The sequence below is a fragment of the Brevibacterium antiquum CNRZ 918 genome (genome assembly GCF_900169145.1).
GTDB lineage: Bacteria > Actinomycetota > Actinomycetes > Actinomycetales > Brevibacteriaceae > Brevibacterium > Brevibacterium koreense.
Genome location: NZ_FXZD01000001.1, coordinates 253,472 through 266,207 on the forward strand (window position 1 = coordinate 253,472; position 12,736 = coordinate 266,207).

At 65.2% G+C, this 12,736-nt stretch carries 15 protein-coding genes; all 15 read left to right on the forward strand.

Going from position 1 to position 12,736, the window contains the following annotated elements; genetic code table 11:
* The first annotated feature begins 1 nt into the window (after position 1).
* The 15 genes from fmt to trpC all read left to right on the forward strand — a co-directional run bounded on the left by fmt (position 2) and on the right by trpC (position 12,720).
* Positions 2 to 961, forward strand: coding sequence for a methionyl-tRNA formyltransferase (gene fmt, locus BANT918_RS01095; RefSeq protein ID WP_101618591.1), 960 nt, complete (start codon positions 2 to 4; stop codon positions 959 to 961).
* A 5-nt stretch (positions 962 to 966) separates the two neighbouring features.
* The gene (locus BANT918_RS01100; RefSeq protein ID WP_101618592.1) at positions 967 to 2,451 is read left to right on the forward strand and encodes an RsmB/NOP family class I SAM-dependent RNA methyltransferase; all 1,485 of its coding nucleotides are present in this window, start codon (positions 967 to 969) and stop codon (positions 2,449 to 2,451) included.
* A 1-nt stretch (position 2,452) separates the two neighbouring features.
* Positions 2,453 to 3,115 carry a ribulose-phosphate 3-epimerase gene (gene rpe / locus BANT918_RS01105; RefSeq protein ID WP_009881412.1) on the forward strand — a complete coding sequence of 221 codons (663 nt, stop codon included), beginning with the start codon at positions 2,453 to 2,455 and terminating at the stop codon, positions 3,113 to 3,115.
* An 11-nt stretch (positions 3,116 to 3,126) separates the two neighbouring features.
* A complete protein-coding gene (locus BANT918_RS01110; RefSeq protein WP_009881411.1) occupies positions 3,127 to 3,792 on the forward strand; it encodes a nicotinamide mononucleotide transporter family protein in 666 nt (221 codons plus the stop codon).
* A gap of 80 nt (positions 3,793 to 3,872) precedes the next feature.
* A complete protein-coding gene (locus tag BANT918_RS01115) occupies positions 3,873 to 4,136 on the forward strand; it encodes a phosphoribosyl-ATP diphosphatase (RefSeq protein ID WP_009881410.1) in 264 nt (87 codons plus the stop codon).
* A gap of 81 nt (positions 4,137 to 4,217) precedes the next feature.
* Complete coding sequence (gene hisG / locus BANT918_RS01120) at positions 4,218 to 5,057, forward strand: ATP phosphoribosyltransferase (protein WP_101618593.1); 840 nt, start codon at positions 4,218 to 4,220, stop codon at positions 5,055 to 5,057.
* Positions 5,058 to 5,082: 25 nt separating this feature from the next.
* A complete protein-coding gene (locus tag BANT918_RS01125; RefSeq protein ID WP_233429204.1) occupies positions 5,083 to 5,499 on the forward strand; it encodes a PH domain-containing protein in 417 nt (138 codons plus the stop codon).
* Between the two features lie 2 nt (positions 5,500 to 5,501).
* A complete protein-coding gene (locus BANT918_RS01130; protein WP_009881407.1) occupies positions 5,502 to 6,707 on the forward strand; it encodes a CaiB/BaiF CoA transferase family protein in 1,206 nt (401 codons plus the stop codon).
* Positions 6,708 to 6,792: 85 nt separating this feature from the next.
* Positions 6,793 to 8,295 carry a carboxyl transferase domain-containing protein gene (locus BANT918_RS01135; RefSeq protein ID WP_096158776.1) on the forward strand — a complete coding sequence of 501 codons (1,503 nt, stop codon included), beginning with the start codon at positions 6,793 to 6,795 and terminating at the stop codon, positions 8,293 to 8,295.
* 28 nt (positions 8,296 to 8,323) lie between these two features.
* A complete protein-coding gene (hisF, locus tag BANT918_RS01140) occupies positions 8,324 to 9,088 on the forward strand; it encodes an imidazole glycerol phosphate synthase subunit HisF (protein WP_101618594.1) in 765 nt (254 codons plus the stop codon).
* Positions 9,085 to 9,456, forward strand: coding sequence for a phosphoribosyl-AMP cyclohydrolase (gene hisI / locus BANT918_RS01145; protein ID WP_009881404.1), 372 nt, complete (start codon positions 9,085 to 9,087; stop codon positions 9,454 to 9,456). Before hisF ends, hisI begins: the two co-directional genes overlap by 4 nt.
* The gene (gene trpE / locus BANT918_RS01150; RefSeq protein WP_009881403.1) at positions 9,446 to 11,023 is read left to right on the forward strand and encodes an anthranilate synthase component I; all 1,578 of its coding nucleotides are present in this window, start codon (positions 9,446 to 9,448) and stop codon (positions 11,021 to 11,023) included. Before hisI ends, trpE begins: the two co-directional genes overlap by 11 nt.
* A gap of 1 nt (position 11,024) precedes the next feature.
* Complete coding sequence (locus BANT918_RS01155; RefSeq protein WP_069600244.1) at positions 11,025 to 11,552, forward strand: Trp biosynthesis-associated membrane protein; 528 nt, start codon at positions 11,025 to 11,027, stop codon at positions 11,550 to 11,552.
* A 98-nt stretch (positions 11,553 to 11,650) separates the two neighbouring features.
* Positions 11,651 to 11,920, forward strand: a complete 270-nt coding sequence (locus tag BANT918_RS01160; protein ID WP_009881401.1) for an HGxxPAAW family protein — start codon at positions 11,651 to 11,653, stop codon at positions 11,918 to 11,920.
* Positions 11,917 to 12,720: an indole-3-glycerol phosphate synthase TrpC gene (gene trpC, locus BANT918_RS01165; RefSeq protein ID WP_096161938.1), complete on the forward strand. Its 804-nt coding sequence runs from the start codon at positions 11,917 to 11,919 to the stop codon at positions 12,718 to 12,720. Before BANT918_RS01160 ends, trpC begins: the two co-directional genes overlap by 4 nt.
* Positions 12,721 to 12,736 lie beyond the last annotated feature (16 nt).

Genomic DNA, 12,736 nt, shown 5'->3' on the forward strand with positions numbered 1-12,736 from the left:
AGTGGATATCGTCTTCGCCGGAACTCCGGATGCCGCAGTGCCAGCCCTCGAGGCCCTCGTCGAATCTCGGCACCGCATCCGTGCCGTCCTCACCCGACCCGATGCCCCCGTGGGGCGCAAGCGCGTTCTCACCCCCTCACCCATCAAGGCTCGAGCCCTCGAACTCGGCCTCGACGTCATCGAGGCGAGCCGCCTCCGAGGTGAGGTCATCGCCGAACTCCGAGCGCTCAAGGTCGACGCCGTAGCCGTCGTCGCCTATGGGGCCATCGCCGGCCCGGCAGCGCTGTCGACCGCCGAACTCGGCTGGTTCAACCTCCACTTCTCACTCCTGCCCGCTCATCGCGGAGCCGCCCCCGTTCAACGTGCTCTCATCGCCGGGCAAAGGACCAGCGGAGTCAGCGTATTCAAGATCGACGAGGGCATGGACTCCGGCCCCGTCCTGCGCCGCCTCGAACTGCCGCTGGACCATCCCGATGTCGCCACCGCCCTCGACGACTATGCTCACCTGGGCGCGGCCGAACTGGTCGCCGCCTTCGACGACCTCGCGGACGGAACCGCAGTGATGACCCCGCAGTCAGGGGAAGCGACCCACGCGGACAAGATCGACGTCGCCGACGCCCATCTCGACTTCTCCGACTCTGCCCAGGCGATCATCGACCGTTCCCGGGGAGTCAGCCCCAGCCCCGGGCCGTGGGCGAACGTCGACGGGAAGCGGACCAAACTTTTCGGACTCGCACCCGCTCCTGACGTCGCCACGCCCACCGAGGTCGGACTTCTGACCTCGTGGCAGAAGGCAGCCGTCCTCGGCTGCAGTGACGGCTGGGTCCGCGTGGAGGAGATCCAGCCCTTCGGCAAAGCGCGGATGGCTGCAGTGGACTTCCTGCGCGGCCATGGCGACATCCGATTCGACCCCAGTGGAACCAGCGCCGAGCCGGCGGCAGACCCCGAGCAAGGAGCATGAGACCGATGCCAGCAGATGAACGCAAGCCGCGGAAGAGACCAGCAGGCAACAGGGCGCCAGCAGGCAGGAAGCCGACAGGCGGCCGGCCAGCAGACGGTAAGCCCTCGGGCGGCTCACCCGCGGGGGGAGGAGAACCGCGACAGGCGAAGAACCTACCGCGACGCATCGCCTGGGAGGTCCTCGTCGACGTAGAGACGAAGGACTCCTACGCGAACCTGCTCCTGCCCGCCAAGTTGGCCCGCACGCACATGGAACCCCAGGACGCGGCGTTCACAACGGAACTGACGTACGGCGCCCTGCGCCAACAGGAGTTCTACGATGCGATCATCGCCAGGGCCGCGAACCGGCCCATCGACAGCATCGACGCCGAACCGCTGGCCGGAATGCGCCTCGGCGCCCACCAGATCCTGTCCATGCGCGTGCCCGACCATGCAGCACTGTCTGAGACCGTCGCCGTGATCAAGACCAATGCACCGAAGACCGCCGGATTCGTCAACGCCGTGCTGCGTCGGATCTCCGAGGTCGACCGGGCCGAATGGCTGCGTCGCGTCACCGCGGGAGCCACCACTGTCGGCGAACAGGCCATCGAATACTCCCACCCGGAATGGATCGTCCGGGCCATGACCCAGGCCCTCAAGGGCCACGGCCGGCAGGCCTCTGAACTGCAGGCCCTGCTCGAAGCCGACAACGCGGCCGCGAAGGTCAGCGTCTCCGCTCTGCCCGGACTCATCGACCGCAGCGAACTGCCCGGAGCCCCAACCGAATTCTCACCCATCGGCGTCACCCTCGATACCGCTGTGCCCAAAAATGTCGAGGCCGTCGCCACCGGCCGGGCCCGAGTCCAAGACGAAGGCTCCGCGCTGGTGGCACTGGCCCTGGCACAGACCCCGGCACCGGCAGGCACCTGGGCAGACCTGTGTGCAGGACCCGGCGGCAAGGCCGCAGTGCTGGCAGCGATCGCGAAGACGTCGGGAACCTCCCTTGATGCCTTCGACTCAAGCGAGCACAGGGTCGAACTCGTGAGATCCTCCACCCAGGCGCTCGATAACGTGACCACCCGCGTCCAGGACGCCCGCGATGCCACCGGCCCCTATGCGAAGGTCCTCGTCGACGTACCCTGCTCGGGACTCGGCGCCCTGCGTCGTCGCCCCGAGGCCCGTTATCGTCGTCGCCCTGAGGACATCAACGCGCTGGCAGGACTGCAGCGAGAACTGCTGCGGGCGGCCTTGAACGCATGCGCTCCCGGAGGAGTCGTGGCGTATTCGACCTGTTCTCCTCATTACGCTGAAACCGTTCTCGTCGTCGACGATGTTCTGCGCGGGACCGACGTTGAGATCCTCGACGCACCGGCGGTCCTCGCCGAGGTCACGAGCGCCGATGCCGAAGAGTTCACCTCGGTGAGCCGGGGAGCGGGACGGTACGCTCAGCTGTGGCCCCATGTCCACAACACCGATGGAATGTTCTTGGCTCTGATGCGGAAGGCGAACTGAAATGGCGATCGAGATCAATCCCAGCATCCTCAGCTCCGATTTCTCGGACCTGCGGGGCGAACTGGCGAAGATCAGCACGGCAGATATGGCTCACATCGACGTGATGGATAACCATTTCGTCCCCAATCTGACATTCGGTCCTCCCGTGGTCGAACGGATCCAGGCGATCAGCCCGATCCCACTCGACGCTCACCTGATGATCGCCGAGGCGGACAGGCACGCCCCCGTCTACGCCGAACTCGGCTGTGCCTCGGTGACCTTCCACGCCGAGGCGGCCGCCGCACCCGTGCGTCTGGCCAGGGAGATCCGGAAGCTGGGAGCCAAAGCCAGCCTCGCACTCAAGCCGGCGACTCCGATCGAACCCTTCATCGACCTCCTCGGCGAGTTCGATCAGATCCTCATCATGACCGTTGAACCCGGGTTCGGCGGGCAGAAGTTCCTCGATGTGTGCCTGCCGAAGATCCGGCGCACGCGTGAAGCGATTTCGGCTTCCGGGCTTGAGATCAAACTTCAGGTCGATGGGGGAGTGTCGACCTCGACGGTCGAACGCGTTGTCGACGCCGGTGCCGATGTGCTCGTGGCCGGCTCCGCCGTCTACGGACCCGAAGACGCCGCCGCCGCGATCTCAGGGCTGCGTGAACTCGCAGCATCACACGTGCACTGAAGAAGGCCGATATGGAACTGCTCGACTGGCTGAACACGCCGGCATTCGAACTGCTGGGCAAACCAGTGCCGTACTCCGACCTGTTCGGCAACATCTGCGCCCTGGCCACTGTGGTCCTGGCGCTGCGCCGCAACATCCTGTCCTGGCCGGTCCAGATCCTCGGTTCCATCCTGCTCTTCGCCGCGAGCATCTCCGCGGGCCTGGGCGGCAACGCCTCCCGGCAGGTCGTCATCATCGTCGCCGCGGTGTGGGGCTGGACGCAGTGGAACAAATCGCGCGAAGCCGCAGGAGAGGTCCTCGTCCGCTGGGCCACCTGGAAGGAACGATTCCTCCTGATCGGTGCCCTGCTGCTGGGCACCGCGGTGTTCGGCTATGTCCTGGCACTGGGCGGATGGTCATGGAACCCCTACCCAGACGCTTACATCTTCATCGGATCACTCGTGGCGATGTACGCCCAGGGACGGGCGATCGTCGAGTTCTGGTTCGTATGGCTGGCCGTCGACCTCGTCGGCATTCCCCTGGCAGTAGCCGGAGGCCTCGTGTTCTCCGGGGCTGTGTACCTCATCTTCCTCGTCATGGTCGTCATCGGCTTCATCGACTGGTCGAAGAGATCACGGCAGACGATCTCTGCGCCCCACCTCGGCGCAACGGACATCAACCGCAGCCCGGAGGAATGAGACCGTTCCGCTCACTGGGGCTGTCCCGCTGGTCGAGACCCTGTGCGGACGCGAAGTAGGCGATGTATTAGGCTGGATTCGTGAAGACCTTTGACTCGCTCTACGCCGAACTCCTGCAGAAATCCCTCGATCGCCCCGAAGGCTCGAAGACCGTGGCCGAACTCGACGCCGGAGTCCATGCGATCGGAAAGAAGGTCGTCGAAGAAGCCGCAGAGGTCTGGATGGCGGCCGAGTACGAGACCAAGGACGAGCTTGCCGGGGAGATCTCCCAGCTGCTCTACCACCTCCAGGTGCTCATGGTCGCCAAGGATCTCAGCCTCGACGACGTCAACTCGCATCTGTAGAGACCGCCTGAACCAGAGACCGCCTGAACCGCCGTCCGAGCACCACTCACAACCGTTGACGATGAAACACAAAAGGACACCATGCTGCGTGTAGCCGTGCCGAACAAGGGCGCACTGTCCGAAGCCGCCTCCGAAATGCTCAGCGAGGCCGGATACTCCACCCGCCGGGGAAGCAAGACCCTGGTCCATCAGGATGAAGTCAACGGCGTCGAATTCTTCTACCTGCGCCCCCGCGACATCGCCGTCTACGTCGGGTCGGGAATCCTCGACGCCGGCATCACCGGTCGCGATCTGCTTCTGGAGTCGAAGGCCGAGGCGCAGGAAGTCATCGGACTCGGATTCGGTGCCTCCCGCTTCTTCTACGCCGGTGTCAGCGGTTCCTACACCTCCCCGGCACAGCTCGCGGGTGCCCGCATCGCCACCAGCTTCCCCAACCTCGTCGACGCCGACCTGCAGGCCAGAGGCATCGATGCGAAGACCGTGCAGCTCGACGGAGCGATCGAAGTCTCCATCCAGCTCGGCGTCGCCGATGCCATCGCCGATGTGGTCGAAACCGGCAGCACCCTGCGCGCGGCAGGACTTGAGACCTTCGGCGAACCCCTGCTGGAGTCCGAGGCCGTCCTCGTCCAACGCGATGGGGCAGCCGAGACCATCGAGGTGCTCAAGCGCCGGCTCGAATCGGTGATGGTGGCCCGTCAGTACGTTCTCGTCGACTACAACATCGAAGAGCGCCTCCTGCCACAAGCTCTCGGGCTGACCCCCGGCCTCGAATCACCCACGATCTCCCCACTGCAGGAGACTGGCTGGGTCGCCGCCCGCGTCATGGTCGAATCCAAAGAGGTCAACAACGTCATGGACCGCCTCTACGCGGTCGGTGCACGTGCGATTCTGGTGACGAACATTGGCGCCTGCCGAATCTGATTTCCGCGTCTTCCGACCCCGCCAGGTGCGCGTCATCAGCACCGTCGGCGCAGTGGTGGTGTTCATCGGCTTTGCCGTGCTCTCCGTGGCACTGCTCGTCGTGGACTGGGACCCTTGGACCCCGCTCGATGTGGTCTGGATGAACCTGCTGGGAATCATCTTCGCAGCCGCCCTGCTGCGCGTCGCCGACATCCAGGCCCGACCCAGCGAATCCGGCCTGGTCGTGAAGAACATGGTCAGGACGCGGACCTTCGCCTGGGGTCAGATTCTCGGCGTCGCTTTCTCCCCGGAGGGAGACGACCCCTGGCCGACCCTCGATCTGACCGACGGAACCACCTACAGCGTGATGGCGATCCAGCATGCGGATGGCCCCCGAGCCCACGAGGAATGTCAGCGATTGCGTATGCTCATCGCTAGATGGACCCACTTCAAGGAGGAATAGGAATGTCGAACGACACAATCACAGGGGTCGAAGGCCCACTGACCGGATACACGGTCATCGACCTCTCTCGCGCATTGGCCGGCCCACATGCGGGAATGATGTTCGGCGACCTCGGCGCCCGAGTGATCAAGGTCGAGAACCCGGGCAAGGGCGATGACTCGCGGTCCTGGGGACCTCCCTTCGTAGGACCCGAAGACGACCCGCAGGCAACGTACTTCTTCTCCTGCAACCGCAATAAGGAATCCATCGCCCTCGACCTCAAGTCGGACACCGGCAAGCAGACGCTGCGCGAACTCATCTCCCGGGCCGACGTGCTCATCGAGAACTTCCGCTCCGGCGTCCTCGACCGCCTCGGCTTCTCCACCACGGTGTGCATGGAGATCAACCCGCGCCTGGTGCTCCTGTCGATCACCGGCTTCGGCCACGACGGACCCGAATCCTCCCGCGCCGGCTACGACCAGATCGCTCAGGGCGAAGCGGGCCTGATGTCACTGACAGGGTCGGGGCCAGACGACATGCAGCGCGTCGGAGTCCCCATCGCAGACCTCCTGGCCGGGATCTACGGCTCCTACGGTGTCCTCGCCGCCCTGCTCGAACGTGAACGCACCGGCAAGGGCAAGGTCGTCCGCACCTCCCTCATCGCCGGAATGGTCGGAGTCCACGCCTTCCAGGGCACCCGCGCCACAGTGGCCGGGCAGAACCCGCAGCCCGGCGGCAACCACCATCCTTCTCTGTCTCCCTACGGACTCTTCAAATGCCATGAAGGCGCCGTGCAGATCTCCGTGGGCAACGAGAACCTGTGGCAGAAGTTCTGCGCCGCATTCGACATCGACCCGGCCACCGAAGGCATGTCCGACAACGCCTCCCGCGTTGCGAACCGCCCGGCCGTGATCGAGCTCATCGAGAGCAAGTTCGCCGCCTTCGGGCCAGAGGACCTGCTCGCCAAGCTCGGCGACGCAGGGATCCCGTCCGGCACGGTGCGCACTCTCGAAGAGGTCTACTCCTGGGACCAGGCGCTGAGCCAGGGACTCAAGGTCTCCGTCGATCACCCGGTCCTCGGCGACATCGACCTGCCGGGACCGCCACTGCGCTTCTTCGACGCCGATGGTGAGGCCGAGGTCGAGACCACGCGGACCGCACACGATGCCCCACCGCTGCTGAACGAGGACGCCGAGGCGATCGTGTCCTGGCTCGACTCGGACGGCTGAGACTCCCGAGCACAGCAGGCCCAACACAGCAGGTCCAACACCGCTTTACCGTTCGTCAGACACATCTGAAACAGGAGATACGCACGTGGCACGGTTGAATGCTCATGAACTCGTCGACATCGTCGTGGACGACGGATCCTTCGTGTCCTGGGACACGACTCCGATCACACCCGCCGGAGGAATCTCCGACGAGTACGCGGCCGAACTCGCCGCCGCTAAGGAGAAGTCCGGAGTCGACGAAGCCATCATCACCGGAGAGGGGCGGATCGAGGGTCGTCGCGTTGCCATCGTCGCCGGCGAATTCCGTTTCCTCGCCGGTTCGATCGGCGTGGCCGCGGCCCAGCGGCTCGTCGACGCGATCGAACGTGCGACGCTCGAAGGGCTGCCGCTGCTGGCGGGTCCCGCCTCGGGCGGGACCAGGATGCAGGAGGGCACGATCGCGTTCCTGTCGATGGTCAAGATCACCAACGCCGTGATGGCCCATCGTCGGGCCGCCCTGCCCTATCTCGTGTACCTGCGGCATCCCACCACAGGCGGCGTGTTCGCCTCCTGGGGGTCGATGGGCCATGTCACCGTCGCCGAGGCGGGATCACTCATCGGCTTCCTCGGCCCACGTGTCTACGAAGCCATCTACGGAGAGAAGTTCCCCGAGAACGTGCAGACGGGTGAGAACCTGCACAAGCACGGGATCATCGACGCGGTGATCAGTCCCGAACGGATTCAGACCACCCTCGCCCGCGTCCTCGACGTGCTCATGGGCGCCAAGGAGATTCCGCCCCGCGTCGCCGACCCGGACACACGTCCCGAGATCGTCGACCCGGACTCCGACGCCTGGGACGCGATCACCCGGTCCCGCAACGCCGATCGTCCCGGAGTTCGCGACCTGCTGCGCACCGCGGCCAACACCGTGCTGCCCCTCAACGGCACCGGACAAGGTGAGAAGGACCCGGGACTCCTGCTGGCGCTGGCGAAGTTCGGCTCCGCCCCGTGCATTGTTCTCGGTCAGGATCGTTTCCGCCAGGATTCCCGGGCACCTCTCGGGCCTGCGGCACTGCGAGAGGCCAGGCGCGGAATGCGGTTGGCCGCCGAACTCGATCTGCCGCTGGTGACCGTCATCGACACCCCTGGTGCTGCACTGTCGAAATCTGCTGAAGAGGGCGGAATCGCCGGCGAGATCGCCCGCAGCCTCGCCGACCTCGCGAACCTCGATGCGCCTTCGGTGTCCCTCATCCTCGGTGAGGGGTCCGGCGGGGGAGCGCTGGCACTGATCCCCGCGGATCGAGTGCTCAGTGCCGAAAACGGGTGGCTTTCGCCCCTGCCTCCGGAAGGTGCCTCGGCGATCGTGCACCGGACGACCGACCGTGCGCCGGAGATGGCCCAGAGCCAAGGTGTGCATGCACCCATGCTCATGTCGACGGGAGTCGTCGACCGCATCATCGCCGAACATCCGGATGCGAGTGAGGAGCCATTGGACTTCGTGGCTCGGGTGGGTGCGACACTGGAGTACGAACTCATCGAGCTCATGCGTGAACCATCCGACCGGCGCCTGGCGCGCCGGATGGAACGGTATCGCACACTCGGAATCTGAACGTCGACAAGGAATCTAGGAGAGTCACATGGTTGCCATCAGAGTCATTCCGTGCCTCGACGTCGACGAAGGACGTGTCGTCAAGGGCGTGAAGTTCGCGGACCTCAAGGACGCCGGCGATCCGGTCGAATTGGCCCGACGCTACGGGGAATCCGGTGCGGACGAGCTGACATTCCTCGACGTCACCGCCAGCAGCGGCGACCGGGAGACCGTTCACGATATCGTCCGGGCCTGTGCCGAAGAGGTCTTCATCCCTCTGACCGTCGGCGGCGGCATCCGCAGCGTCACCGACGTCGATCGCCTCCTGCGTGATGGGGCCGACAAGGTCTCCGTCAACACCTCGGCGGTCGCGAACCCGCAGCTCATCAGCGACATCGCCCACCATTTCGGCAACCAGGTCCTCGTCCTGTCCCTCGACGCCAGACGGAGCCAGGGGACGCAGACACGTTCCGGCTTCGAAGTCACCACCCGCGGCGGCAGAGAGTGCACAGGTCGCTGCGCCATCGACTGGATCACCGAGGCCGCCGAGCGCGGCGTGGGTGAGATCCTGCTCAACTCCATCGACGCAGACGGCACTCGCGATGGCTTTGATCTCGAACTCATCGCCGCCGCACGGGCAGCCGTCGACGTTCCGCTCATCGCCTCCGGGGGAGCCGGACGGGTCGAGCACTTCGCTCCCGCCGTGGCGGCCGGAGCCGATGCGCTGCTGGCCGCGAGCGTCTTCCACTTCGGAACTCTGAGCATCGCCGAGGTCAAGGACGCACTCCGGAACGAAGGGATCGAAGTCCGATGAGCACACACGAGACCACCACGCAGATCGACGCGACCCCGGAGAACTGGCGCGAACTGATCACTCTCAACTCCGACGGGCTCATCCCCGTCATCGTCCAGGAGGTCAACACCCGGGAGGTGCTGATGATGGCCTGGATGGACGTGGAAGCCATCGAGCGCACCCTGAGCACCGGCGCCGCAGTCTACTGGTCCCGGTCCAGGCAGGAATACTGGGTCAAGGGCGAAACCTCGGGGAACACACAGAAGGTGGCCTCCCTGAGCCTCGACTGCGACGCAGACGCTCTGCTCATGGAGGTCGAACAGACCGGACCGGCCTGCCATACTCTGACCCCGACGTGCTTCACCGGAAGGACCATCAGTGCCAACTGAGACTTCGACGACGTCCACTTCGACGACCGAGACCGGGCTGACTATCCGTCCCAGTCTCGAAGAATTTCGAGCCTCGGGCGCCGACCACCGCCTGGTGCCTGTCCATGCGGAGGTGCTTGCCGACACGGAGACTCCCTTGAGTCTGTACCGCAAGCTCACCGACGGCGGGCCCGGCAGCTTTCTCTTCGAGTCGGCCGTGTCCGGAGCCTGGGCACGGTACTCATTCATCGGCTCGGCTCCCGTGGCCACTCTGATCTCCGAGGGCGAGAGTTTCCGCTGGGAAGGCACACCGCCGGTGGGAATCCCCGCCGAGGGCAGCGTTCTCGACGCCGTGACCGCGACCCTGGAACTGCTCGCCGTCGATGAGACCGAGTCGGTGCTGGCACCGATGGTCTCAAGCTTCGTCGGCTACTTCGGTTGGGACATCGTCCGCCAGTTCGAAAAGCTCGGCCCGGCACCGGCCAATGAGCACCATCTGCCGACCGTGCAGCTGATGATCCCCGGCGACATCGCGGTCTACGATCACTACTCAGGAACCCTGACGCTCGTCGCCAACGTCTTCAACGTCAACGGTGCCGACACCGGCATCGACGAGGCTTACCACGCGGGTGTCGACCGGATCGAAGCGATGCTGGCCAGAATCACCGAACCCGTCGACGCCGAGATCTCAAGCACTCACTTCGTCCCGCCGCAGGTCTCGACACGCACCGACCCACAGGTCTACCTCGACAACGTCGAACGAGCCAAGCAAGAGATCGTCAACGGCGAGATCTTCCAGGTCGTCCTCGGACAGCGCTTCGACACCGAGTGCACCGCCGACCCGCTGACGGTCTACCGGATGCTGCGCCATTCGAACCCCAGCCCCTTCATGTACCTGCTCAACCTCCACGATGATCAGGGCCAGCCCGCTAGCATCATCGGTTCTTCTCCGGAGGCCCTCGTGACGGTTCGCTCCGGTGACGTCGTCACCCATCCGATCGCCGGATCCAGGCCCCGAGGCGCCACCACTGAAGAGGACTCGGCCCTGGCCAGAGACCTCATCAACGACGAGAAGGAACTGGCCGAGCACCTGATGCTCGTCGACCTTGCCCGCAACGACCTGGCGAAGGTCTGCCAGGCGGGGACCGTGGATGTCAGCGAGTTCATGGACATTGTGCGCTACAGCCACATCATGCACATCTCGTCGACCGTGCGCGGAGAACTCGCGCCGGGCAAGGGGGCCGTGGACGTGCTTCGTGCCACGTTCCCGGCGGGCACCCTCTCCGGGGCTCCCAAACCCCGTGCTCTGCAGATCATCGACGAGCTCGAGACCATCGGCCGCGGAATCTACGGGGGTGTCGTCGGCTACATGTCATTCACCGGAGACCTCGACCTGGCGATCGCCATCCGCACCGGCGTCCTCCGCGACTCGGTCATGAGCGTCTACGCCGGCGGTGGTCTCGTCGCGGATTCGGTTCCCGAAACCGAATATCAGGAATCACAGAACAAGGCGGCCGCCGTCTTGGGTGCAGCATCGGCAGCCAGCGCGGTGACGAAGCTCGGAGAGCCGAGAGAGGAATGGACCTGAGATGACCAAATCACGCGGTGTCCTCCTCGTCCTCATTCTTGCGGGAGCCCTGTGGGCGATCAGCCTCGCCTCCTGGCAGGCAGGGGTCGCCGGCGACACGCTCGGACCAGCAGGTGTGGCCGACGTCACGGAAGACGCGAGCTCTCAGGCCTCGCCGGTCGCCACCGCCTGCGTCGCAATCATCGCCGTCACCGGACTGCTCTCGGCCATGCTGGGAAAGATCGGACGCTTCGTCGTCCTCGGCTTCGCCGGCCTGGCCGCCGTGGGCTACGGCATGACCGCGCTGCAGTCCGTGTCAGCCCCCGGAGCTACCGCGTGGCCGATCGTGGGCCTGTGCGCGGCAGCCATCGCGCTCATCGTCATCGTCTACGTCGCCTTCTCCTCGGCGAGCTGGACGAACTCGAACCGGTACGCCCGGACGGCAGAGGCCGGAGGTGAAGAGTTCGACTCGGCCGCGACCTGGGACGCACTTTCCCGCGGAGACGATCCCGACTCCGCCGCTGGTGGGGCCGACGATGAATCGAAATGACCTCGTGACCGGGTCGGTGTCTCGACCCAACTCGAAGCGTGTCACAATGGATGCAACAAGTTTTCACGCGTGCCACGCCTGCATCTCTAAGGAGCACCATGTCGCAAACCGTCGCTCGTAACGGCGCAACCGATCTCGACAAATCGACGATCGACTATGCCGCCATCGCCGACCCAGGACACGGAAACTCCGTGGCCGGCTGGACCGGAGTCATCATCATCCTGATCGGTGTCGCCATCGGCTGCGTCGGCTTCACGATTCACACCGCGATGATCACCTACGTCGGCGTCGGAGTCGTCGTACTCGGCCTCATCGTGGGCATCATCCTGCGTGCCGTCGGCCTGGGAAACAAGCCGAAGAAGAAATGACAGTTCTCGACGACATCGTCGCCGGTGTACGCGAAGATCTCGCCGAACGCCGGAGGCAGACCCCATTGGCAGACGTCATCGACCGCGCGCGTGAGGCTCAGCCCGCGCGTGCGTTCGACTATGCCGGCGACTTCGGTGTCATCGCCGAGGTGAAGCGACGTTCCCCTTCCCGCGGGGACCTCGCCCACATCCCTGATCCAGGTACTTTGGCCGGCCTCTATGCCGCCGGGGGAGCCCGAGCGATCAGCGTGCTCACCGAAGGGCGGCGCTTCTCAGGCAGCCTAGAGGACCTCGATTCCGTTCGCGCTGCAGTCGACATCCCCGTCCTGCGCAAGGACTTCATGGTCGAGGAATACCAGTTCCATGAAGCCCGCGCCCACGGTGCCGACCTCGTCCTCCTCATCGTCGCCGCACTCGAGGTCGAACAGCTCCACGAGTTCCACGCCCTCGCCCACGAACTGGGCATGACGGCTCTCGTCGAGACGCACAATGCCGAAGAGCTGGCCATCGCGGCCGAACTCGATGCTCCGCTGATCGGCATCAACACCCGCAACCTCAAGGATCTGAGCGTCGACACGAATCGCTTCGCGCCGCTGGCTGATCTCGCTCCCGCCAACTGCACTCTGGTGGCGGAGTCCGGGGTCACCGGTCGCGAAGACGTGGAGACCTACGCCGGAGCCGGAGCTGATCTCGTGCTCGTCGGCGAAGCCCTCGTCACCGGAGGCGACGCGAAGTCAGCCGTAGCCGATTTCACCGCGACCGGGCGGGAGCGCCGGGCGGCGAACAGTCTCCAGTCTTGATCCACCCGACCACCAA

Bases quoted from the DNA above. Each gene is read 5' to 3' on its own strand.
- BANT918_RS01100 (WP_101618592.1), top strand. From the start codon at position 967: ATGCCAGCAGATGAACGCAAGCCGCGGAAGAGACCAGCAGGCAACAGG.
- rpe (WP_009881412.1), top strand. From the start codon at position 2,453: ATGGCGATCGAGATCAATCCCAGCATCCTCAGCTCCGATTTCTCGGAC.
- BANT918_RS01110 (WP_009881411.1), top strand. From the start codon at position 3,127: ATGGAACTGCTCGACTGGCTGAACACGCCGGCATTCGAACTGCTGGGC.
- hisG (WP_101618593.1), top strand. From the start codon at position 4,218: ATGCTGCGTGTAGCCGTGCCGAACAAGGGCGCACTGTCCGAAGCCGCC.
- BANT918_RS01130 (WP_009881407.1), top strand. From the start codon at position 5,502: ATGTCGAACGACACAATCACAGGGGTCGAAGGCCCACTGACCGGATAC.
- hisF (WP_101618594.1), top strand. From the start codon at position 8,324: ATGGTTGCCATCAGAGTCATTCCGTGCCTCGACGTCGACGAAGGACGT.
- hisI (WP_009881404.1), top strand. From the start codon at position 9,085: ATGAGCACACACGAGACCACCACGCAGATCGACGCGACCCCGGAGAAC.
- BANT918_RS01155 (WP_069600244.1), top strand. From the start codon at position 11,025: ATGACCAAATCACGCGGTGTCCTCCTCGTCCTCATTCTTGCGGGAGCC.
- BANT918_RS01160 (WP_009881401.1), top strand. From the start codon at position 11,651: ATGTCGCAAACCGTCGCTCGTAACGGCGCAACCGATCTCGACAAATCG.
- trpC (WP_096161938.1), top strand. From the start codon at position 11,917: ATGACAGTTCTCGACGACATCGTCGCCGGTGTACGCGAAGATCTCGCC.